The 21,653-nt window shown below is 59.1% G+C and carries 14 protein-coding genes and 9 pseudogenes; 17 read left to right on the top strand and 6 right to left on the bottom strand.

Translation table 11 applies throughout. The features are described from left to right. The first annotated feature begins 2 nt into the window (after positions 1-2). From queE to EN853_RS29850, 14 genes and pseudogenes are all read left to right on the top strand, one after another. On the top strand, positions 3-728 hold the full coding sequence (queE, locus tag EN853_RS29915; protein WP_164752747.1) for a 7-carboxy-7-deazaguanine synthase QueE: 726 nt from the start codon (positions 3-5) through the stop codon (positions 726-728). A 770-nt stretch (positions 729-1,498) separates the two neighbouring features. Then, the gene (locus EN853_RS29910; RefSeq protein ID WP_126063825.1) at positions 1,499-2,251 is read left to right on the top strand and encodes a carbonic anhydrase; all 753 of its coding nucleotides are present in this window, start codon (positions 1,499-1,501) and stop codon (positions 2,249-2,251) included. 160 nt (positions 2,252-2,411) lie between these two features. Further along, positions 2,412-2,608 (top strand): annotated as a pseudogene (locus EN853_RS34850) (7-carboxy-7-deazaguanine synthase QueE); the annotation flags it as partial. A 1,051-nt stretch (positions 2,609-3,659) separates the two neighbouring features. Next, entirely contained in the window at positions 3,660-4,553 is an 894-nt protein-coding gene (gene nifH / locus EN853_RS29900; protein ID WP_024505261.1) for a nitrogenase iron protein, read from the top strand. 87 nt (positions 4,554-4,640) lie between these two features. Further along, positions 4,641-6,143 (top strand): nitrogenase molybdenum-iron protein alpha chain, encoded by a 1,503-nt coding sequence (gene nifD / locus EN853_RS29895; RefSeq protein WP_024505262.1) that lies wholly within the window; start codon positions 4,641-4,643, stop codon positions 6,141-6,143. 129 nt (positions 6,144-6,272) lie between these two features. Continuing rightward, on the top strand, positions 6,273-7,814 hold the full coding sequence (gene nifK, locus EN853_RS29890; protein ID WP_024505263.1) for a nitrogenase molybdenum-iron protein subunit beta: 1,542 nt from the start codon (positions 6,273-6,275) through the stop codon (positions 7,812-7,814). 61 nt (positions 7,815-7,875) lie between these two features. After that, entirely contained in the window at positions 7,876-9,351 is a 1,476-nt protein-coding gene (gene nifE / locus EN853_RS29885) for a nitrogenase iron-molybdenum cofactor biosynthesis protein NifE (RefSeq protein ID WP_095489376.1), read from the top strand. An 8-nt stretch (positions 9,352-9,359) separates the two neighbouring features. Further along, positions 9,360-10,712, top strand: coding sequence for a nitrogenase iron-molybdenum cofactor biosynthesis protein NifN (nifN, locus tag EN853_RS29880; protein ID WP_095489437.1), 1,353 nt, complete (start codon positions 9,360-9,362; stop codon positions 10,710-10,712). Continuing rightward, positions 10,709-11,206 carry a nitrogen fixation protein NifX gene (gene nifX / locus EN853_RS29875; protein ID WP_126097324.1) on the top strand — a complete coding sequence of 166 codons (498 nt, stop codon included), beginning with the start codon at positions 10,709-10,711 and terminating at the stop codon, positions 11,204-11,206. Before nifN ends, nifX begins: the two co-directional genes overlap by 4 nt. Positions 11,207-11,222: 16 nt before the next feature. Continuing rightward, positions 11,223-11,702, top strand: a complete 480-nt coding sequence (locus EN853_RS29870; protein WP_024505267.1) for a NifX-associated nitrogen fixation protein — start codon at positions 11,223-11,225, stop codon at positions 11,700-11,702. Between the two features lie 107 nt (positions 11,703-11,809). Next, on the top strand, positions 11,810-12,514 hold the full coding sequence (locus EN853_RS29865) for a response regulator transcription factor (RefSeq protein ID WP_245454716.1): 705 nt from the start codon (positions 11,810-11,812) through the stop codon (positions 12,512-12,514). A 95-nt stretch (positions 12,515-12,609) separates the two neighbouring features. Beyond that, positions 12,610-13,482 (top strand): universal stress protein, encoded by an 873-nt coding sequence (locus EN853_RS29860; protein WP_127862623.1) that lies wholly within the window; start codon positions 12,610-12,612, stop codon positions 13,480-13,482. Positions 13,483-13,931: 449 nt separating this feature from the next. Next, positions 13,932-14,105: pseudogene (locus EN853_RS34845) on the top strand (TauD/TfdA family dioxygenase); the annotation flags it as partial. A 32-nt stretch (positions 14,106-14,137) separates the two neighbouring features. Then, positions 14,138-14,277: pseudogene (locus EN853_RS29850) on the top strand (IS630 family transposase); the annotation flags it as partial. 102 nt (positions 14,278-14,379) lie between these two features. On the opposite strand, the gene EN853_RS34210 reads toward EN853_RS29850, so the two are convergent. After that, positions 14,380-15,075 (bottom strand): hypothetical protein, encoded by a 696-nt coding sequence (locus tag EN853_RS34210; RefSeq protein WP_186815540.1) that lies wholly within the window; start codon positions 15,073-15,075, stop codon positions 14,380-14,382. Between the two features lie 415 nt (positions 15,076-15,490). On the opposite strand from EN853_RS34210, the pseudogene EN853_RS29840 reads away from it, so the two are divergent. Further along, positions 15,491-15,671, top strand: a pseudogene (locus EN853_RS29840) (helix-turn-helix domain-containing protein); the annotation flags it as partial. Between the two features lie 174 nt (positions 15,672-15,845). Here EN853_RS29840 and EN853_RS29835 read toward each other — a convergent pair. Beyond that, positions 15,846-16,367, bottom strand: a pseudogene (locus EN853_RS29835) (IS21 family transposase); the annotation flags it as partial. A gap of 217 nt (positions 16,368-16,584) precedes the next feature. Between EN853_RS29835 and EN853_RS34840 the strand changes: the two are divergent. Continuing rightward, positions 16,585-16,808, top strand: a pseudogene (locus tag EN853_RS34840) (IS6 family transposase); the annotation flags it as partial. A gap of 69 nt (positions 16,809-16,877) precedes the next feature. Here EN853_RS34840 and EN853_RS34205 read toward each other — a convergent pair. The 4 genes and pseudogenes from EN853_RS34205 to EN853_RS29810 form a co-directional block, all read right to left on the bottom strand. Beyond that, positions 16,878-17,531, bottom strand: coding sequence for a hypothetical protein (locus EN853_RS34205; protein ID WP_348626966.1), 654 nt, complete (start codon positions 17,529-17,531; stop codon positions 16,878-16,880). Between the two features lie 209 nt (positions 17,532-17,740). Continuing rightward, positions 17,741-18,057: pseudogene (locus EN853_RS34835) on the bottom strand (RidA family protein). Between the two features lie 257 nt (positions 18,058-18,314). Further along, positions 18,315-19,496, bottom strand: coding sequence for a Xaa-Pro peptidase family protein (locus tag EN853_RS29815; RefSeq protein WP_127862625.1), 1,182 nt, complete (start codon positions 19,494-19,496; stop codon positions 18,315-18,317). A gap of 1,123 nt (positions 19,497-20,619) precedes the next feature. Next, a pseudogene (locus EN853_RS29810) lies at positions 20,620-20,777 on the bottom strand (IS110 family transposase); the annotation flags it as partial. 115 nt (positions 20,778-20,892) lie between these two features. Between EN853_RS29810 and EN853_RS29805 the strand changes: the two are divergent. Next, positions 20,893-21,353 (top strand): annotated as a pseudogene (locus EN853_RS29805) (transposase); the annotation flags it as partial. Between the last annotated feature and the right edge of the window lie 300 nt (positions 21,354-21,653).

Genomic DNA, 21,653 nt, shown 5'->3' with positions numbered 1-21,653 from the left:
ACATGCATCCCGCAATCCGTGTGAGCGAGATATTCGGGCCGACTATCCAGGGCGAGGGCGTGCTCATCGGCTTGCCGACGGTGTTCATCAGAACCGGCGGATGTGATTATCGCTGTTCATGGTGCGACAGCCTTCACGCGGTGGACAATCAGTATCGCCATGAATGGCTACCGATGCCGATCGATGCCGTGTGGCAAACCGTCCATGCGCTTTCCGGCGGCAGGCCGGTTATGGTCTCCTTGTCAGGCGGCAACCCGGCCATTCAGCCGTTCGGTCCCCTCATAGAACGCGGCCATCGCGAGGGCTATCGTTTTGCACTGGAAACGCAGGGTTCCGTGGTGAGGGAGTGGTTTGCGGATCTTGACGTGCTGACCCTTAGCCCAAAGCCGCCGTCCAGCGAGATGACCACCCGTTGGGCTGCGTTTGATGCATGCCTCGAAGCGGCGCAAGAGAAGCCGCAAATCGTGCTCAAGCTCGTCGTTTTCGACGAGAGTGACTATGCCTACGCCAAAGAAGTCGCGGCGAGATATCCGCACCTTCCGATCTATCTGCAACCCGGCAATCACACGCCGCCGCGCCCTGGCAGTGAAGACGCCTCTGTCGACTTGGACGGAATAATGATGCGAATGGAATGGCTTGTCGAAAGGGTGACTAGCGACAGGTGGTTCGAAGCCCGCGTGTTGCCGCAGCTGCACGTTCTGCTTTGGGGTAACAAGAGGGCGGTCTAGTCTGCGGCTTGCGTCGCACCGGAAGGCCGGGCTCCAACGGCTTGGCAGGCTCTCTTCGCGTGCCGAGTACAGCCGAGCTTTGTTCGCGTCAGCGGTCTCGCGATTGTGCGGCTGGAAACCGCCCGGACACCCCGCTGCCGGCGTGTGTCACCTTGACTCCGATGAGCTGTCGTCACGCAAAGTTGAAATCCGCAAGAACTGGCCTTCTCGCCCCACCTGCTCCGTCGCAAGCACGTCATCCCCTCATCCTTGTCCAGCTCTTATCGATGTATCTCATTGTCCGGCCTGACGCACGACTGTCAGCATGGGAATGCATCCATTGCGCAAATGCCTTCCATAAAGAAGATCGATTTCCTCACTGGCCCAACGTGAAATATAGCAACGTTTTCGTGGCGTGGGTCGGCTGCGTCGGGAGTAGCGATGAAAACGTATTAGGGTCGCCTGCGTCTCCTTGGGCAGCGAGTGTAAAGTATAGCGATGCGGCCTCCGGCGCGAACGGCAGCCGCGCAGTGATCACCTTCGCCTGTGCCTTTGCGGCGGGGGTCAAGCGCTGGTCTGCTCAAATTTTTTATCGTTTAGCTGGTTGAAACTGCTCCCGTTGCGGGCTGCAGAAGCCGGCCAGCCGAGAAACGGCAGCCGCACTTATGAAAGCACGCCAAGGCATGCGGGCATCTATCAGTTGCAAAGGACAATACTGGCCGCGCCGATTGGCCATCACGCGTCCATTAGGGCAGCCACCAACATCAGTTCGCAAGAGGAGCAAAAGTAATATGTATCGTCGTCACCTGATCAAAGGGTTGGTTGCGCTCGGCGCATGCCGGATTTGCGTTCAAGCCGCCCAAGCGACCAGTGCCCATTGGGGGTACACCGGTCCGGTCGGACCGGAGCACTGGGCTGATCTGGATAAGGAAAATTTCGTATGCTCTGCCGGCACGCAGCAATCGCCGATCAATATCAACAGCGCGGTCAAGGCGGATATCCCGCATATCGCCATCGGCTGGCACAAGGGCGGCGGCAATATGGTGAACAACGGCCACACCATTCAAATCAATATGCCACAAGGCAGCACGCTGACCCGCAGCGATCGTGTCTACGAACTGGTACAGTTCCATTTCCATGCGCCAAGCGAACATCACGTGGCGGGCAAGAGCTTCCCGATGGAGGTGCATTTCGTTCACAAGGACACGCAAAGTGGTACTCTGGGCGTGCTGGGCGTCTTTTTAACGCCCGGCGCGACAAATGCCAGCTTTGCTGCCCTTGCTGCGGCCTTTCCCGAACTGCCGAATGGGGAGGTGACGATCGACGAGGTGAATCCCAACTGGCTTCTGCCAGCCTCGCTTGGCTATTGGACTTATGAGGGCTCACTGACGACGCCGCCGTGCACCGAAAACGTCGAGTGGATGGTGGCGATGGAACCGGTTGACGTTGATCCGGCAGACATCCAGCGATTTGCCTCCCTCTACCCGTCGAACGCGCGCCCTATTCATTCACCCAATCGACGCTTCATCCTGCGCCAGAGTTGAGCGCCGCCCCAGCGGTTCCGCACGGTCCAACATTCTTGGCACAAGTTGGCGCGAAGCCTCCTCTTCCGGTCTGGCGGTCTGACGGCGCTCCCCAAGCTGGCTAGTCTAAATGATAGGGATTCGGTGCCGACACCACTCGTCCCAAAGACGTCGCGGCGAGGTTTGTCTGCAACCCGGCAATCACACGCCGCCCCGCCGTGGTAATGAAGACGTCTCTGTCGAGTCCGACGGAATATGATGCGCATGGAATCGCTGGTAGAAAAGGTGACCAGCGACAGGTGGTTCGAAGCCCGCGTCTTGCCGCAGCTGCACGTTCTACTCTGGGGTAACAAGAGGGTGGTGTATACCTTCTCCTAGCTTCGCCGCCAACTACTCGGTTTTCCGAATTGCTCTCTATATTCTTGAAGACGATGCGTTCGTTAAAGACATGTGCTGCGCACCTGGTGTAAAAGCTGCTCTCATCATGCAGAGGTCAAGCCAGTCGGGCTCATCCGAGGCTATGGCCGTGAGCACTGTTCAGTTCGGCAGAGAGGGCGCTTTTGTACACACTTTGCGATCGTGGCGGCCCCGTGGGCAGATCTGCAAGCTGCCGCGACACTAACCTCTCGAAGCCCGCCCGCCCGCCTGTTGATGCGTGTCTCCCAGTAAGATTCCTGTCCAAGAACGTGATAATCTTCTTGCCAGTGTTGTAGCTGATGTTGCCCTTGATGCCGCAGCCTACCGCGGCGGGACCAAACTCAATGGCAAGCAGGCCGGCTAGGATCGTGCAGCCAGTCGCGAGCCTCGCCCACAACGGGGTCTCACGCGCATGAGGGCGCCGACCATGGGTTCGGCGGTTCGTACGCGTATAACACGTATCTTTCTGAAAAAATCAATGCTCTCGGCTAAGCTACTGAATTATTTGGCTTCCATATAGCGCGTCGGCGGAACCAACTTGTAGACGGGCTATGAAAGGTTAAGCGCGGATGTCTATCGGCCGCCGGCGTTCCCGCTCTGTAAGCCTGCCTGAACTACCCGCGCCGCGGTCAAGCCCCAGGCTCCTGCTCATCCAGCGACCGCCCGATCAATGGCAGGCTGGAAAGACAAGAGCCGATGTCTTCCGATGGTCTCGCCATCAGCTTTGGGCTAACTTCCCCATTCTCCCGCTTCGAGCTCGACACACGGCGGTTTGGATGGCGCACGACAATCTGTGTCGGCTTTGTCGTGTCCGTGACAGACGCCTGAAAGGCCCGTTCGCGCGTTTTGCCGCCGTCTAAGCGGCTGGAATTTAATGACAAAGTTTTTTCTGGGATCGGCCGATCACGCTGGTACGCTTTTTGCGATGCTTGGTGTGAGGCGGCACGAGCTGCCTATCGGCACTTGTGTCGCGGGCAGTCGCGATGATTAGAACGAAGGAAGGAAAGCTATTATGTCAGGTCTGCGTCAGATCGCCTTTTACGGAAAAGGCGGCATCGGCAAGTCCACCACGTCCCAAAATACGCTCGCTGCCCTTGTCGACCTCGGGCAGAGAATCCTCATCGTAGGATGCGACCCCAAAGCCGATTCCACACGCTTGATCCTGAATTCGAAAGCTCAGGATACCGTCCTGGATCTCGCCGCACAGGAAGGTTCGGTGGAAGACCTCGAACTCCAGGACGTGCTCAAGGTGGGCTACAGAGGCATCAAGTGCGTGGAGTCCGGCGGCCCCGAGCCGGGTGTCGGTTGCGCCGGCCGCGGCGTCATCACCTCGATCAATTTCCTCGAGGAGAATGGCGCTTATGACGATGTCGATTATGTCTCCTATGACGTCCTCGGCGACGTGGTATGCGGCGGCTTCGCCATGCCGATCCGCGAAGGCAAGGCCCAGGAGATCTATATCGTCATGTCCGGCGAGATGATGGCGCTCTATGCCGCCAACAACATCGCCAAGGGCATCCTCAAATATGCCCATTCGGGCGGTGTGCGGCTGGGCGGGCTGATCTGCAATGAACGTCAAACCGACCGCGAACTCGATCTGGCCGAAGCACTGGCTGGCCGATTGAATTCCAAGCTCATCCACTTCGTGCCCCGCGACAACATCGTCCAACATGCCGAACTCAGGAAGATGTCGGTGATCCAGTACGCGCCGGACTCAAAGCAGGCAGGGGAATACCGCGCTCTGGCCGAGAAGATCCACGCCAATTCGGGCCAGGGTACGATCCCGACGCCGATCACCATGGAGGAGCTGGAGGAGATGCTGCTCGACTTCGGCATCATGAAGACCGACGAGCAGATGCTTGCCGAGCTTCACTCCAAGGAAGCGGCGAAGGCGGCGGCCCAGTAGTGACATTAGCGCTGCCATGAATCGGCGCGCCTTGCAGAGAACGGCGCCTATTCTTTGAGGCGTCACCCAACCTTGAAAGGGGGACTCATGAGCCGGGAATACGAGAATGACGGTGCTCTTCATGCGAAGCTTATCGAAGAGGTGCTGTCGCATTATCCCGACAAGGCGGCGAAGCGCCGCAAGAAGCACCTCAACGTCGCAAAGAGCGGCAACGAGGCTGGCGGGGAAAGCGAGGTCCTTTCCGAATGCGACGTCAAATCGAACATCAAGTCCATTCCCGGGGTGATGACGATTCGCGGCTGTGCATATGCTGGTTCGAAAGGCGTGGTGTGGGGGCCAGTCAAGGATATGGTCCATATCTCGCACGGCCCGGTCGGCTGCGGCCAATATTCTTGGTCGCAGCGCCGCAACTACTACGTCGGTACAACGGGCGTCGACACGTTCGGGACAATGCAGTTCACCTCCGATTTCCAGGAGAAGGACATCGTCTTCGGCGGCGACAAGAAGCTGGAACAGATCATTGACGAGATTGAAGTCTTGTTTCCGCTCAACAACGGCATCACCGTGCAGTCCGAATGCCCTATCGGCCTGATTGGCGATGACACCGAGGCCGTTTCTCGCAAAAAGACCAAGGAGTATGACAAGACGATCGTGCCGGTACGCTGCGAGGGCTTCCGCGGCGTCTCGCAGTCGCTTGGCCACCACATCGCCAATGATGCAATCCGGGATTGGGTCTTCGACAAAAAGGATGTCAAGTTCGAGGCCGGCCCCTACGACGTCAACGTCATCGGCGACTACAATATCGGCGGCGATGCCTGGGCCTCGCGCATACTGCTTGAGGAGATAGGGCTGCGCGTGGTTGGCAACTGGTCGGGTGACGCCACACTCGCAGAGATCGAGCGCGCCCCGAAGGCTAAGCTCAATCTTATCCACTGCTACCGGTCGATGAATTACATCTGTCGGCATATGGAGGAAAAGTATGGCGTCGCCTGGATGGAGTACAATTTCTTCGGTCCCTCCCAGATCGAAGCCTCTCTGCGCAACATAGCCAAGCATTTTGGGCCGGAAATCGAGGAGAAGACCGAAAAGGTCATTGCCAAGTACAGGCCGCTTGTTGATGCGGTCATCGCCAAGTACCTGTCGCGCCTGGAAGGAAATACCGTGATGCTCTATGTCGGCGGCCTGCGCCCCCGCCACGTCGTCACGGCCTACGAGGACCTCGGCATGGTCATCGTGGGCACCGGCTATGAATTCGCCCACAGCGACGACTATCAGCGCACCGGCCACTACGTGAAGAACGGCACGCTGATCTACGATGACGTGACCGGCTATGAGTTGGAGAAATTCATCGAAGGGATTCGCCCAAATCTGGTCGGCTCGGGAATCAAAGAAAAATACCCGGTGCAGAAGATGGGCATACCGTTCCGCCAGATGCATTCCTGGGATTATTCAGGCCCGTATCACGGCTACGATGGCTTTGCCATTTTCGCACGTGATGTGGATCTCGCCATTAACAACCCGGTCTGGGACCTATTCCACGCGCCTTGGAAAAGAAGCCGGGGCGATGAGCGGGCGATGGCTGCCGAATAAACATTTGCTTCAGCCCCAGTCTCCCACTGAGACGGTGAACTCCCGCGGCCTCTGATCCGCCGGAGCCTGGAACGTCTTGACGTCCTGAGCTGCCGTCCCGCGCAGCCAGATGCAAAAGAGGTAATCATCATGCCGCAGTCGGCTGAAAAAATTCTCGATCACGCTCCCCTGTTCCGCGAGCCGGAATACAGAAAGATGCTCGCTGAGAAGAAGCTAAACTTCGAATGTCCGCACCCCGATGAAATCGTTTCCGATCAGCGCGATTTCACCCAGACGTGGGAATACCGCGAAAAGAACCTCGCCCGCAAAGCGCTTGTCGTGAACCCGGCCAAGGCCTGCCAGCCGCTGGGTGCGGTATTCGCTGCCGCCGGCTTCGAGCGAACCATGTCCTTCGTCCACGGCAGCCAAGGTTGCGTCGCCTATTACCGCTCGCACCTGTCGCGCCATTTCAAGGAGCCTGCCGCGGCGGTCTCCTCCTCAATGACCGAGGATGCGGCGGTGTTTGGCGGCCTGAAGAACATGGTCGACGGGCTCGCCAACACCTACCAGCTCTACGACCCCAAGATGATTGCCGTGTCGACGACCTGTATGGCAGAGGTCATTGGCGACGACCTGCACAGCTTCATCCAGAACGCCAAGGACGAAGATTCAGTCCCGCGCGACTTCGACGTGCCCTTTGCCCACACCCCGGCCTTCGTTGGCAGTCATGTCGACGGCTATGACAACATGGTCAAAGGCATTTTGGAGCACTTCTGGAAAGGTCAGGAGCGTACGCAAATCGAAGGAACCATCAACATCATTCCGGGCTTCGACGGCTTCTGCGTCGGCAACAACCGGGAGCTCAAGCGCCTGCTCGATGTAATGGGCGTGTCCTATACATTGATCCAGGATGCCTCTGACCAGTTCGATACGCCTTCGGACGGTGAATACCGCATGTATGACGGGGGCACGAAGATCAACGAGGTGAAGAAGGCCCTCAACGCCGAGGCAACGCTTTCGCTGCAGCATCACAACACCCGAAAGACACTGGGCTATTGCGAGGAGGTCGGGCAGGCGACGGCCTCGTTCCACTATCCGCTCGGCGTTCAGGCGACGGACGAATTCCTGATGGAGGTCGCGGCGATTTCCGGCAAGGAGATTCCCGAGGCAATTCGCCTCGAGCGCGGCCGACTGGTAGACGCCATGGCGGACAGCCAATCCTGGTTGCATGGTAAGAAATACGCCATCTACGGTGATCCCGACTTCGTTCACGCAATGGCCCGCTTTGTCATGGAGACCGGCGGCGAGCCAACCCATTGCCTCGCCACCAATGGCACCTCGGCATGGGAAGCCGATTTGAAGAAGCTGCTAGCATCCTCGCCTTTCGGCAAGGCTGCCCAGGTTTGGGCGGGCAAGGACCTGTGGGCGCTGCGCTCACTGCTCTTTACCGAGCCGGTGGACCTTTTGATCGGCAATTCCTACGGCAAGTACCTGGAGCGCGACACCGGAACACCGCTGATCCGGCTGATGTTTCCGATCTTCGATCGGCACCATCATCACCGCTTTGCGCTCTTTGGCTACCAGGGAGCGTTGCGCGTGCTGACGACGATCCTCGACAAGATCTTCGACAAACTCGATCGCGAGACGAGCGAGACGGGTGTGACGGATTATTCCTATGACCTCACGCGCTAAGAGCTGTGGCCGGCTTTTCGCCGAGGCCATTCCTTGCCCAATGGACTGGGGAGGCTGAGCAATGTCCTCCCTCAGCGCCAAAATCAAGGACGCCTTCGATGAGCCCGCCTGCGATAAGAACCGTGGCAAAGATGCCAAGGCGCGCAAGGAGGGCTGCTCGAAGTCGCTGACACCAGGGGCGGCAGCCGGCGGCTGCGCCTTTGACGGAGCCAAGATCGTCCTGCAGCCGATCACCGACGTTGCGCATCTGGTCCATGCGCCGCTCGCCTGCGAGGGCAATTCTTGGGACAACCGTGGTGCGGTTTCGTCAGGGCCGACCTTGTGGCGGACAAGCTTCACGACCGACCTCACCGAACTCGACCTTGTGATGGGGCAGGGCGAGCGGAAACTCTTCAAGGCGATCCGCGAGATCAAGCACACATACGCGCCGCCGGCGATCTTCGTCTACTCGACTTGCGTAACGGCGCTGATCGGTGACGACATCGAGGCCGTGTGCAAACGCGCCACGGAAAAGTTCGGTTTGGCCGTGGTGCCGATCAATGCGCCTGGCCTGGCAGGCTCCAAGAACCTCGGCAATAAGCTCGCCGCCGAGGCGTTGCTCGATCATGTCATCGGCACGGTCGAACCCGACGACCCCGGACCCTACGACATCAACATCCTTGGCGAATTCAACCTCTCGGGCGAATTCTGGCTTGTAAAGCCGCTCCTCGATCGGCTCGGGATCCGGGTGCGCGCCTGCATTCCCGGCGATGCGCGTTACCGCGACATTGCTTCCGCGCACCGCGCCCGGGCGGCAATGATGGTGTGCTCGACCGCGCTGATCAGTCTTGCCCGCAAGATGGAGGAGCGCTGGGACATCCCGTTCTTCGAGGGCTCCTTCTATGGCATCTCCGACACATCGCAAGCTCTTCGAAACCTTGTCAGGCTGCTGGTGAGGAAGGGCGCCGATCCGGAGATCCTCGAGCGCACAGAGACGCTGATCGCGCAGCAGGAGGCGATCGCGTGGAAGAAACTCGAATCCTACCGGCAAAGGCTCCAAGGCAAGCGCGTGCTGCTCAACACAGGCGGTGTGAAGTCCTGGTCGGTTGTCCATGCGCTGATGGAGATCGGAATCGAGATCGTCGGCACCTCGATCAAGAAATCTACGGTGCAGGACAAGGAGCGCATCAAACAAGTTCTCAAGCACGACAAGCACATGTTCGAATCCATGGCTGCGAGCGAGCTGTACGCCATGCTCTCTGAACACAGGGCCGATATCATGCTGTCGGGCGGTCGCACGCAATTCATTGCGCTCAAGGCCAAGACGCCCTGGCTCGATATCAACCAGGAGCGCCAGCATCCTTATGCCGGCTATGACGGCATGGTGGAACTCGTACGCCAGATCGACCTCGCCATTCACAATCCGATCTGGTCTCAGGTGCGCCAGCCGGCCCCGTGGGATTGCCAGCCTGAGCTGATAGGCGAATTGCCGTGCACGAGGAACGAGACCGCGTACCTGTTTGATGAATTCGCCTGCGCGACGGCACACGAGTGTTGAGGCGACCGATGGCCCGCATCCTTCCCCAGAGCAAATCGGCGGCAGTCAACCCGCTGAAGTCGTCGCAGCCGCTGGGTGCCGCCTTTGCCTTTCTTGGCGTCGACGGTGCGATGCCGCTGTTCCACGGCAGCCAAGGCTGCACAAGCTTTGCGCTCGTTCTCCTCGTGCGGCACTTCAAAGAAGCGATTCCCTTGCAGACTACGGCGATGGATGAGGTGGCGACCATCCTCGGCGCAGCCGACCATCTGGAAGAGGCGATCCTCAACCTCAAGAACCGCACGAAGCCAACGCTGATCGGGGTGTGCACGACCGCGCTGGTGGAGACGCGTGGCGAAGATTGCGCGGGTGATATTGCCAACATCATGCGGAAGCACACGCAACAGCTTGCGGGTACGGAGGTCGTGCTGGCCAACACGCCGGATTTTGACGGCGCGATCGAAGAGGGCTGGGCCAAGGCAGTCACCGCAATGATCGAAGGGATTACGCGCTCGGGCGAACGGGCGCGGCACCCGAAGAAGATCGCAATCCTGCCCGGATGCAACCTCTCTGTCGCCGACATCGAGCATATGCGGGACATGGTTGAAAGCTTTGGGCTCAAGCCGGTTATTCTGCCCGACATTTCAGGCTCGCTCGACGGTACGGTTCCTGACCGCTGGGTAGCGACCACATACGGCGGCACCAGCGTCGAAGACATTCGCGAGTTGGGTACGGCCATGCGATGCATCGCCATCGGTGAGCACATGCGCCGCCCGGCGAAAGCGCTGCTCGGGTTGACCGGCGTGCCTTACGTGTTGTTCCAGTCACTGACTGGGCTGCAGGACACGGACCGCTTCGTGTCGCTGCTGTCTTCGATTTCGGGCGCGGCGGTACCGGCCCGCGTGCGCCGGCGCCGGGCGCAATTGCAGGACGCGATGCTCGACGGACATTTCCATTTCGGCGGCAAGAAAATTGCCATCGCTGCCGAACCAGACCAGCTGTTCCAACTTGCAACCTTCTTTGCTGGTCTCGGCTCCGAGATAGCCGCGGCCGTCACAACGACCGACAGGTCTAAAATTCTCAAGAAAGTCCCGGCGGTTTCGGTTCAGATCGGCGATCTCGGCGATCTGGAAAGTCTTGCCGTCGGTGCTGACCTGCTTGTCACGCATTCGCACGGGCGCCAAGCATCGGAGCGGCTCGGAATTCCGCTCATGCGCATCGGGTTCCCGGTCTTCGATCGACTAGGCAGCCAGCACAAGCTCGCAATTCTCTATCAGGGCACCCGCGACATGATCTTCGAGGTCGCCAGCATCTTCCAGGCCAACCAACACGCGCCCACTCCTGAGGCGCTTGATCCACTTCGTAATCGAGAAATATCACGATGAACGCTGTTCGCCGCCTCTCGCTGGTCAGTAATGAGGTTTTCGCCCCGATGCCTGAACGACGTAAGGGCGCATTGCGCGTTGCGATCGCCACTCAGGACATGCAGGACCTCAATGCCCATTTCGGGTCGGCCAGGCGCTTTGCTGTCTACGACGTGACGCGCGAGGAATGGAATCTCGTAGAAGCCGTGGCCTTCGATGACGTGTCCGATGAAAGCGGGGAGCATCGGGCCGAGCGCGATGATCGCATCACGCCAAAGGTGGATGCGCTCAAGGGCTGTCAGATCCTGTTTTGTCTGGCAATCGGCGGCCCTTCGGCAGCCAAGCTTGTCGCGGCAAAAATCCACCCGATCAAAGTGGCGGAGCCCCAATCGATCCCACAGGTGCTCTTGCGCACGCAGATGATGCTCAGGACGTGTCCTCCGCCTTGGCTGCGCAAGGTGCTGGCGCGAGCGGGCATTGCCGAAAAGAAACCGTCCTTCGAGGACGAGGACTGAAAAGAGGAGGACGCCAATGCCTGACCCCGCAATCCCCCCAGCTGTCGCCGAAGACGAGGCGGCTCTTTGCACCCCGTTCGTCAAATGCCTCGTGCGGCTGATCCGTTCTCAGGATTCCTATGGCTCGTGGGAACGCAAAGCGGACGCTGAGCTGCTGGGCGACTTCATCATTACCAAGGAACAGCGCCGAGGGATCCCAATCATCGGAGATCCCGATCCCGACGTGCTGTGGAGGCTCGACAAGTACTACGCCGCCATCGGGCTTGCGATCGAGGAGCGCTGCGGCCTTATGGCATCGCCGATGATCCAGGTGAGCCATGAGGGTTTTGGTCGGGTGCTTTTCACGACCGGACGGCTGGTCGTTTTGTCCAAAACGCTGCGCGATGTCCACCGGTTTGGCTTCGAGACGCTCCTGAAGCTCGCCACGGCCGGTACGAAGCTGGTCGACGATGCGATTTCAGTCATCGAAACCTTTCCCCACGTGGCGCTGGCATGATGGGCGCGATTTTCGAGAAAGGCCATCATGACGGACCCGAGAAACTATGTTGGCCAGTCCCCTCGATCCAGGGACTCGAGGCCGACCAGGTTGTTGGGGTATCGCCGATGAAGAAGCCGCTGGTCCTGATCTGCTCGCAAGATGCCGAGTTCTATCTGCTCTACAGCCACATACTGGAGGTTGACGGTTTCAGCAGTGAGACGGCAGACGGCGCGAAGGCTGCGCTGGCCTTGGCCGAACAACGGGAGCTTCAGGCCGTAGTGCTGGATTGCGACCCAGCCAGCATAAACGGGTCCGCAATTTGCGCCCACCTCAAGCGGGAACCGCGCACCACCGACCTGCCTATCATCGCCCTGATCGCGCCTGGCGCCGAGCACCAGCACCTCGATCTCTTGAAGGCAGGCGTTGAGAGCTTTGTGCGGCCGGTGGCTCCGGCCAAGCTGCTCGACTGCCTGCGGGCGAGGCTCGGGCTGACCAAGCGTGGTCCGAACGGGGTTGAAAACGACAGTTGGATTTGTTGTGGAGGCCTGGAGATGAAGCTCGATGCCCATCGGGTTCGCGGTAATGGCCACGACATCCATCTCGGACGGATCGATTTCAACGTGCTGCGGCTTATGATTGAGGCCCCCGGCAAGGTCTTCAGCCGGGACGAGCTTATCGGGGCGGCCTGGCTGCCCAACATTCATGTCGGTGCACGCACCGTCGATGTCCATATCAGCCGAATCAGGAGGGCGCTGAAAACGGCCTTGCCCGGCAGCGTCATTCGCACCGTCAGGTCGGTCGGCTACTCGCTCGAGAAGCCGGACGACTGAAATCGGTGGTCGAATGTGGTGCCGCTCTCTCTTCCTCCTGAGAGCGGTGTTGCCGCTTTGAGGCGCTCCTAACGAAGACCAGGAGAAGCAGGCAAATGGAATTTAAAAGCATATTCAGTGTGACGGGTGCTGATCATTCTGATGAGGACCTCACAACAGCTGCCGGACTGTGTGCCGAGGTCGGCGCGCACCTATCGGTACTCATTATACCGCCTCCATTGCTCTTGATGTCGTCTCCGCCCCCCGAATGGAATACAGGACGTGCACAGGCAATTGCAGTACCGAACTATCGATTTCAGCAAATCGAGAAATTTTCACAGGACGTGACCAGAATGGAAAGACGGTCCGTGGATATCCTCAAAAGGCTGAAAGCTATGTCGCTTTCCTGTGACGTTGACACCGACTATTGCGATCCGGCTAGCCTCGGTGAAGTGGCACGACAGCGGGCGCTCTGCGCTGACCTGACGATCGTTGGAGGAGACCTCCTCAACGATGAGACTCTCGGACCTCCTGTTGTCAACGGCTGCTTGTTCGATAGCGGAAAGCCGGTGCTCATCGTGCCGAAGGGCGTTAAGGCGACGCTGTCGCCTCGACGCGTGCTGGTCGGCTGGGATTCGCGTGTAGAGGCCTCGCGTGCGGTTCGGGAAGCTCTTAGTATCCTATCCGCTGCCAAGGAAGTCTGTGTCGCTATGGTCGATCCAAAGGCGCAAAACAACGGGAAAGGCGCGCAGTCTGGAGCTGACATCGCTGCCTATCTTACTCGGCACGGTGCTCGGGTCTCCGTTGACCTGCTTAAGAGCGCCGGCAAATCGGCGGGCACAGTGCTGACCCAGCACGCGAACGACATCTGTGCTGACATGATGGTCATGGGCGCTTATGGCAGCCGTGGGCTGCGTGAGCGGATTTTCGGCGGTCCGCCGAGCTGGAGCTTTGGGAAGACCACATTGCCGCTGTTTTTGGCTCGCTGATCAGCTCCGTAGGAACACCGATCAGGTCGTAGGACCGCCAACCAGTCCGAAGTCGTCGTCGGTTACCGGTCGGATTGCGGAGACATGGCTGGATCCGCGAACATCTTGCGACGCTTGTCAGAGCCAAACCGGACGCCTCGACTGCTTCACGACGCTCTCGTGAACCAACTCGTGCGAGATCGTCCGCAACGGGCAGTAAAGACGAACGGCTGCAGCAGACCGCAGCCAAGCCACAGGGCGGGTGTACCAGGAGACCCCGCCTCGTGCGCGAACCCTGTTGGAAGGCCCAAAGGTAGTGGTCGTCCTTCTGCCTCTCCGGCTCGCCATAAGGCCCATTGGGTTGCTCGGTGGGCGCCTGGTATCATCGAGGGGCAAATACGCTTGCTCGTCAGCTTTCGGACAGAACCTTGCCAGGATTCAAAATGTTATGCGGATCAATTGCCCTTTTCGAGCATCCCATCGTACGCGTCCACCCTGAGACCGGCGAGCACACGCTCATGCTCGGCTCTTATGTAGCACGTTTTGTTGGCGTCTCGAAATATGACAGCTAGAGGCTATTCGATCTATTTGAATCTCACATCACCGCGCAGGAAAACACCGTGCACTGGAAATGGAAGCAGGGTACAGAGGGACGCTCGAGCCCGATCCCATTCGCCGCCGCGCCTCCAGCCTCGATGCGCATGAAGTTTCATCGTCGGGCTGATCGATGAGCGCAAGGACATCACGCTGAACGAGATCGTGGAGCGGCTCGTGGCCGAGCAGTTGGTGCGGATCAGCCGAAGCGCCTTGAGCGCCTGCGCAGTTCGAAATCCTCGTCGCCTGATTGACCTCGCATTCGGCCTTCTCTGCGCCTCTATTCAGCCGTCGCAACAAACCCGGCAAACTGCATTCATATATTCATGTGACGGACGCGAATGTTAGTCGACACAGCGTAGTAATGTCGTAGACGGGCAATCCGGTCATGAGGCGTATAGCGGCCGTTACTCGCGGAAACGCTGTGCACTCAAACAGGAGGGCCGCGATTTCCGGATGCGCATCTCGCATTCTTGCGACGCACGCCATTACATCGGACTCAATGTCGGCTGTTTCAGTCGGTATCGGCGGGCGCATGTTCTCATTCTGCAGCAACTTGCTGCCGTCGATGCCGCCGATAACGATCCTCGCACGCTCGGCCGGATCATCGATCCCAAGCAGATCTTCACCCAAATGCCTCGACTGGGCGGCCACGACTGCGAGCTTGGCAACTGGCGGCAGCTGCCGGAGCAATGTCGGCGCCAGGAGCAGGCTGGACATCACCACGGGTACATTCACAGATGCAGCCACCGCCGCTTGATGCCGGATAGAGTAGCCGCAGTTCGAGGTTATCACGACGGCGCCCCGATCGACCAGCCGCCGGGCAGCCGCGATGTAGGCCGGTTCAAGCGCTGGATCACCGCGTATGACTATATCCGCCCAAGCCCCCTTCACAGTTTCCGATATAATCGGAAAGTCGAACGTATGCGGATTTAACAAGGCGCCGAGTTTCGGTTCCGGAGGCCGCGGTCCTCGTTCGAGGTTTAGAATGCCAAGAGAGCGAGAGATTTGGTCGGTCATGAAAGAGGCCCCTGAAAATCTAGGCGAACGAGCGTGAAGATCTATGCCGCCAGCTGCTGTCTCGCGACCGTAGTCGACAGGCACCACACCAGTTCGCACAGCTACTATTAGCCCACGCCGTGAGACCAACGATCGATCGCCGGGTATCTTTCGTCAAATGCAATTTCTATATTTTGGCCATCTGGCCGCGAGATGGACGCAGGACATTGCCGAGTTTGGGCGATGAATCGGACCCGCCGAATAAGCATGAAAGTTAAGTCCTCGGGCGATGGCTCCTGTCTGGACTGCCAGCGAAGAGTGGTCCGGGCTGTCCGCCGAATTGAGAAACTGACCCCCTCGGTTATGAGAGGAGGCATCAATGACGATTGGGATTTCGGCGATTCCTGCATTGTCGAGAACGATGTAGGGAGAGGAGATACTTCAGCCTGAAGAGGTGGCGGCGATGCTGCGGCTGCATGAGCTTGGCTGGGGAGCAAAGCGACTGGCGAAGGAATTCGGGTGCGCGCGCGACACGGTGCGTCGGTATCTGCGGGAGGGCGGGACTGTTCCGTTTCGCAAGCCTTATACGGCCGACCGGGTTTGACGGGCTGGACGATTGAACTGGGCGGCGTTCAAGGGCATCTGGACCGGTGTACGCGCGAGATTGCCGATCGACGTGTGGTGTGGCTCCTGCAGAGCGCTTTGCCGAAGAGGCCGGGGCGCTTCGCCCTCTGGGCGGACGGCGCCGTTTGGGCAGCTGCGGGATCTCGTGCGCAAGGTCCAGGCGGACTGGCGTAGGTATAGTTGGAGGCGCCCATCGCTGCGACAAACAGCTTCATGGGATCCGCTTCGCCGGTGATTGGGTCGATGATGTCGATATTGTCGCCGGCGAAATCGACAAACACCTTCTCGCCGCCAGGTGTGCCTGGTGCGTCGTCGGCGCACACCCTTTCCAGGCCACGAAGGTCGTGCAAAACCAGGTATAACCAAAGCCGTCGGGATTGGCGGCACGATACTCTTCCCACACCCAGCACCCGCGTTATGCCGCGCCAGCGCAACTCCTTCTCCTCATGGTTCCAGCCGGGGCACCGGCCGCCGAGGCTTTGCGACGCCGCCTTCGGCGCTGGGAACAGCAGCAGCTCACGGCCTTCGACATCCATCCCTTCGGGCAGCGACCAGCTCAGCCGCGGCAAGACGGGCGCGCCGCAGATAACCACGCTCGAGACCATTGCTCACCCCAAGCGTGTGCGCGATGCGCGTTCGGTCAGGCCCTGGACTTGCCTTAGACGTAAAACTTCTCTGATCCGGCCCATCGATATTCTGGGTTGGCATGAGGCTTCATCGTTTTGAACGACGCATCATCCTGGAGACCGGTTGAGTGTCGGCCGAAGCGTCCAGCACCTCCGAAAAGGTGCTCACGATCGCCTAAATCGTTGCTCATGATCCCGTGAAATCGGTGCTCACGATGCGGTGAAATCTATGCTCACGATCGCCTGAAATACGCAAGGACCGCGCCCGGCGCCGGTTGGAAAGCCGATCCGCGTCCGCCGGAACGAGCATTTGAACAATCAGATCGAACAGGACGATAGGCGCATCAAGCGCCCGAGTGCGGCCGATACTCGGCTTCGAGATGGCCACCGCCTTCGCCATCCTTTCCGGCATCGACATGATCTACATGATGCGCACGCCAGGTGAGGTACACCTGCAATCCGAATACGTCCCGGGCCGCGCAGTTCGAAATCCTCGTAGCCTGATTGACGTCGCATTAGGCCTTCTCTGCGCCTCTATTCAGCCGTCGCAACAAAACCGAAGTAACAGGTATTCTATACCTTTTGTATAGACGCGATTTGCCTCCCTGCCGTCATTCCAGTAGACTCGAATGTCATCCGGCAAACGGTCGTGATGTCGTAGACGGGCAGCCCGGTTATCCGGCGGATTGCTGGTGCCACCACCGGAAAAGCTGTGCATTCGAACAGGATCGCCGCGATCTCCGGGTGCGCGGTTCTGAGCCGCCTGACGCAGGCGGCGACATCCGTTTCAATATCAGCGGCATCTGTTGGTACTGTTGGGAGCTTCATCTCGTTTTGCCAGAGCGTGCCACCTTCGATGCCGCCGAGGACTACTCTCCGCCGCTCGGCCGGACCGTCCACCCCGAGCAGATCTTCGCTGCAATGAGTTGAGTCCGCGGTCAACACCGCCAACTTAACGTCCAGCGGCAACTGCCGGAGCAACGTCGGTACGAGGAGCAGGCTAGACATTACTACAGGAACATTGACCGAAGCGGCCACCGCCGCTTGATGCCGGACAAAGAAGCCGCAGTTTGAGCTTATGGCAACGGCGCCCCGCTCGACGAGACGCTGGGCAGCCGCGATGCACACTGGCTCAAGCGAGGAATCGCCATGAATAACATTCTTGGCATAAGCTCTATGGACTGTTTCGTAGACTGTAGGGAAGTCGAAGGTGGCTGGATCTCGCATCGGTGAGTGCACCGGCGGCGGCGGTGTGGCGCCAGGCGCTAGCCCGCGGTCGAGGAGTAGAATGCCCAGTGAGCGTGGCGCTTTAGATGTCATTTGATCTCCTAATAGAAAATGCGTAGGGTATGCAGGCAAGCGAATCCTCCGCAGGTGGCCAACGATGCCAGCCCGCTTGTAGTTTGGACCGCGAGCTGGCAGCCGAAGCGTCCGAGTTAAAGCGCTGCGGTAATCTGGATCTCGACCGTGTATTCCGCTCCCGCCAGCCTTGCCTCAACGCAGGGCCGACATGGCGTGCTGCCAGGAACCACCCAATTATCCCACACGCGGTTCATTCCGCGAATGAAGAAATGTCGGCGAGCCAAATCGTGGCCGTCAGGAGCTTGCTCTCTTCTTGTTCCAGCTGCGGCAAGCAGATCATCGATTTTCGTCAGAATGTCAGCTGTCTGCTTGGCAACCGGTCCGCCGGGGCACGCAGTGCGACGATCCCTGCAGTATAAATCGTATTGCCGTGAGCAAGCATTTGGCTCATGCGAGGGCCGACTTCGTAGCGCGATATTCGTCCATAATGAAATCCTTTCGAGAAAATGATACAACCGTGGATGCTGGCCGGTGTCGGAAGTCGTGAAACCGGCTCATCATCAGCGTAGTGGTCTTGCCCGATCCGCTGGGTCCGAGCACGACGAATTCGCCCTGCGATATCTCAGGGGGCAGACGTCGTCGACGGCTCTGCCGTTGAGGCTGAGGAGCGTGGATCCCAGTCTTACGGAGTGATGTCGTCGATGGCTTTCAGCATTCCATCTCCCTCGGGTAATCCGAGATGATTTCAGCGCCGGTCTCGGTGACGAGCACTGTGGCGCTGAAGCCTACGCTAATGTTCGGCTCGGGAAATAGCACCGGCACGATATGGAATACCATGCCTGGGTGCAGGACGCGGGGATCTCCGTCCTTTAGGTCCATGACCCATCCTTCACCCCAACCCGGACAGATGCCAACGCCCACGGAGTAGCCGGTTCTATTAAGAAAGGCATGGGCGAGACCAGCGCGAGCCACAGTGCCACGACACGCAGCATCGACTTCTCCACTTGTTACGCCGGGTCTAATGGCGGCGAGCGCGGCGTCGAGGGCGGCTTCTGAAGCGTCGGCAGCTCGACGCACGCTGTCGCTAGGCTTCCCGATCGACCAGGTCCGCATCAAGGCTGCACTGTATCGCTTCCAGTTTCCGGATCCCTCGACGATGACCAGATCGCCTTTCTCGATGCCTCGGCCAGCCCAGGTGGCGTGCGGCAAGGCCGTACGCGGCCCGGAAGCGATGTATGGGGCACTGCCCATGTATTCACTGCCAGCCGAGATGGCAGCATAATGGAAAGCCGCGGCCACATCGTTCTCAGTACGGCCAGGACGCGCAGCTTCATGTGCGGCCTTGAAGCCTGCAGTCAACGCCTCAGCCGCGCGACGAATGTAAGCGATCTCCTGCGAGGACTTGATGGCTCGGCATTTCTCCAGAATCGTAGACGCATTGACGAAGTTGGTTCCGGGCAGCGCACCGCGGAGCGTTTCGTAGGCGCTCACCGTAAGGAACATGGAGTTGGCATCCACACCGACGGTCTTTCCCAAGGCGCCCAAATCGGACATCGCTCTTGCTAGTACCTCAGCCGGAACGTCAGTATCCTGCCATACAGTGGCATCCCGATAGTAGGACAGACGCTCGACATTGACTTGCTCGTAGCGACGCACCACGAGGAATGGGTCGCTAGTATGCGTCACGACAAGCGCCTGAAAAACATAGTATCCTTTCGTAATGAATCCAGATAGATAGTATATGTTTTCGGGAGAGCTGAGCACGAGGTAGTCGATCCCGCGCTCGTTCATTGCTTTCCTGCACGAAGCAAGCCGCATGTCGAATTCAGCTGAAGTAAAGGGTAGCTGGTCGATCGCGTCGACAGGCAGTAGATTATGGTTGGCGATCATGCCTGTTTTCCTTTCCTTGATCACTGGCCCAAGAGGTGGGCCGTCACATTTCCGTCGCGAGAGAACTGCACTAGCGATGACATCGATCGCTGCGAGCGCCGTCTGCAGCGGGGCCACTGCCGAATGGGTTTACGTCCTGTTTAGGATCCCTTCCCACACGCGCATAGGCCAGGTGATGAAGCGTGTTCGCGTCAGGGAGTTCCCCTTTTTCTTAGAAGTAGAGCCATCGGGCAGCCCCGATGGTCTGTTTTTTACCCCGAGTGGCCTTAGCTTCACGCAGGCAGCGCCAGCGACGAGTTTCAACCAATAGCCGACATACTGGAGAGCCTTCCTACACAACTATCGCGGAAGCTTGGGGTCAAATACAGTTTGAAGATCACGATCATCTAGCGACGAGATGTCCGGATTGGCATTCCAAAGACCCTGACACTCAGGGCCGCTTCCGACGGAGTGCGCGTACGCCAAAAAGCTTTCCGGTCCGCTCGCTCAGCGGCGATTTTTCAGCGCCGATGCGCGCTGTGCATTTGACGAATTGGTACGTGGGATGACATTATCAATCAAATCGATTTCACTCATGGTGGCATTCTCCAACGTTGCGTTTTCGCGGTTCTTTCGCCATCCGCTGTTGGGTAGTGTTGCATTTGTCCATTGCGAACCGCACCTACCACTCCTGGTGGGCTGATCTCACCCCAAGCGAGGTCGGCGCGACGTCTCGGATGAAAATCGCCTTGCCGCCGAATTCACAGGGCGCCGACGCAAGGCGCATGCCGACGCATTGACTTCGGACGCGTCAAAGGAAAGATCGCGTATTCGCGCCTATGCTCCTCTTCGAACCGGATCTCCGCGACGAGCGCAAGCGGCCGCCGATCCGGGTTTTCTCCCGCACTTGACGACGGCTAAACGGACTGCCGTAGAGGCGCACCGCGTCATCGCGTCGCCGTCGCCGCAGCGCCGGCGAATCTCCCATAGCCGATAGCGCCGCTCTCCTGTTCGACCAGGCCTGATCATTCTTGGGGTGTTCCTATCCTTGAGTTTGACCAGCCTACCACGCATCCATTTCCAGCGGTGGAAAGGGAAGCAGCGGTCTGGCCCGCTTGATGGCAGCCTTTCCGCGCGTAGCGCGATAGAACCAGACGGAAAGGGGTCCAGTCTCGAACACCACGCGTTTGGCGGCTGGCGCCCGCTTACGGATAAGCTCGGCAATGACCTTTGGATCAGAGGCGCACTCCCGCGCCAGACGCGCTTGCCTTCACGTCGGATCGACACCGACGTCTCTTTCATCGACACGGAAGGTGGCTGTTCCCCGATAAGATGGAAATAGGGCTCACGGATCTGACGCCGGACCCAAGCGTCTGATGGAGAACAGCCATGGAAGAGTATATCGGTCTCGACACGGTTGGCGCATCTTGCAGAGGTGGGATTCTTCCGTGAGGTGCGGGTGAAAGGATTTGACAGCATGCTGACCCGCACGCTCGTGGCGGCACGCACCCGGCTGGTCCGGATCACACCGAACTTTCCAACCAGATTCGTGGAATCATGAAAACGTTCGGGCTGCTCGTTCCTGCAGGAAAGGGAACCACGTTCGAGAAGAACGTTCGGCGCCTACGAGGAACTTGCTCTCATCGTGCTGCCGATGTGGAGGCCTGGCGCGGCATTCGCATCCGTGCCGCCGAGCTTGGGCGCCAGCTCGTCGCAGATGCACGTCAGAGCCAGGCATGCCGCATGCTCATGTCGATCCCTGGCATCGGCGCCATCACCGCAACCTCGTTTGCCACTGCCATTGAAGATCCGGGCAACTTCCAGACCTCCCGATCTGTTCGCGCCTGGATGGGCCTGACGACGCCAAAGCGAGTGCAGCCGACGGCTGGCCCAGCTCCCCGCTGTCGGCCCGATCGCAGCCTCGCTGCTGACGATGAAGACGCCGGCGCCCGAGCTGTTCCGATCGGGGCGCGACTTGTAGGCGGTCACCGGGCCGGCGATTCCTCACAAGTCACGGCCGCTCAAAGGTTAATCTCAAAACGAGATAGCGCCGATCCGCAAACTGAATTTGACGTCGATCTCCGCGACCGATCATAGTTCGGATGCACGTTCTTCGCGGTATCTAGAAAAGGTTCTCAGCCTGTCGGTTCGCCGTTGATTTTCGGCACGAGAGGCTAG

This window comes from Mesorhizobium sp. M1C.F.Ca.ET.210.01.1.1 (genome assembly GCF_004791585.1).
In the GTDB taxonomy this organism is placed as follows: domain Bacteria; phylum Pseudomonadota; class Alphaproteobacteria; order Rhizobiales; family Rhizobiaceae; genus Mesorhizobium.
Note: the sequence above shows the minus strand (reverse complement) of the source record. Positions and strands in the feature narration are given on the sequence as shown.

Coding starts and splice junctions, on each gene's coding strand:
- queE (WP_164752747.1), top strand. CDS start 3: ATGCATCCCGCAATCCGTGTGAGCGAGATATTCGGGCCGACTATCCAG.
- EN853_RS29910 (WP_126063825.1), top strand. CDS start 1,499: ATGTATCGTCGTCACCTGATCAAAGGGTTGGTTGCGCTCGGCGCATGC.
- nifH (WP_024505261.1), top strand. CDS start 3,660: ATGTCAGGTCTGCGTCAGATCGCCTTTTACGGAAAAGGCGGCATCGGC.
- nifD (WP_024505262.1), top strand. CDS start 4,641: ATGAGCCGGGAATACGAGAATGACGGTGCTCTTCATGCGAAGCTTATC.
- nifK (WP_024505263.1), top strand. CDS start 6,273: ATGCCGCAGTCGGCTGAAAAAATTCTCGATCACGCTCCCCTGTTCCGC.
- nifE (WP_095489376.1), top strand. CDS start 7,876: ATGTCCTCCCTCAGCGCCAAAATCAAGGACGCCTTCGATGAGCCCGCC.
- nifN (WP_095489437.1), top strand. CDS start 9,360: ATGGCCCGCATCCTTCCCCAGAGCAAATCGGCGGCAGTCAACCCGCTG.
- nifX (WP_126097324.1), top strand. CDS start 10,709: ATGAACGCTGTTCGCCGCCTCTCGCTGGTCAGTAATGAGGTTTTCGCC.
- EN853_RS29870 (WP_024505267.1), top strand. CDS start 11,223: ATGCCTGACCCCGCAATCCCCCCAGCTGTCGCCGAAGACGAGGCGGCT.
- EN853_RS29865 (WP_245454716.1), top strand. CDS start 11,810: ATGAAGAAGCCGCTGGTCCTGATCTGCTCGCAAGATGCCGAGTTCTAT.
- EN853_RS29860 (WP_127862623.1), top strand. CDS start 12,610: ATGGAATTTAAAAGCATATTCAGTGTGACGGGTGCTGATCATTCTGAT.
- EN853_RS34210 (WP_186815540.1), bottom strand. CDS start 15,075: ATGACCGACCAAATCTCTCGCTCTCTTGGCATTCTAAACCTCGAACGA.
- EN853_RS34205 (WP_348626966.1), bottom strand. CDS start 17,531: ATGCGAGATCCAGCCACCTTCGACTTCCCTACAGTCTACGAAACAGTC.
- EN853_RS29815 (WP_127862625.1), bottom strand. CDS start 19,496: ATGATCGCCAACCATAATCTACTGCCTGTCGACGCGATCGACCAGCTA.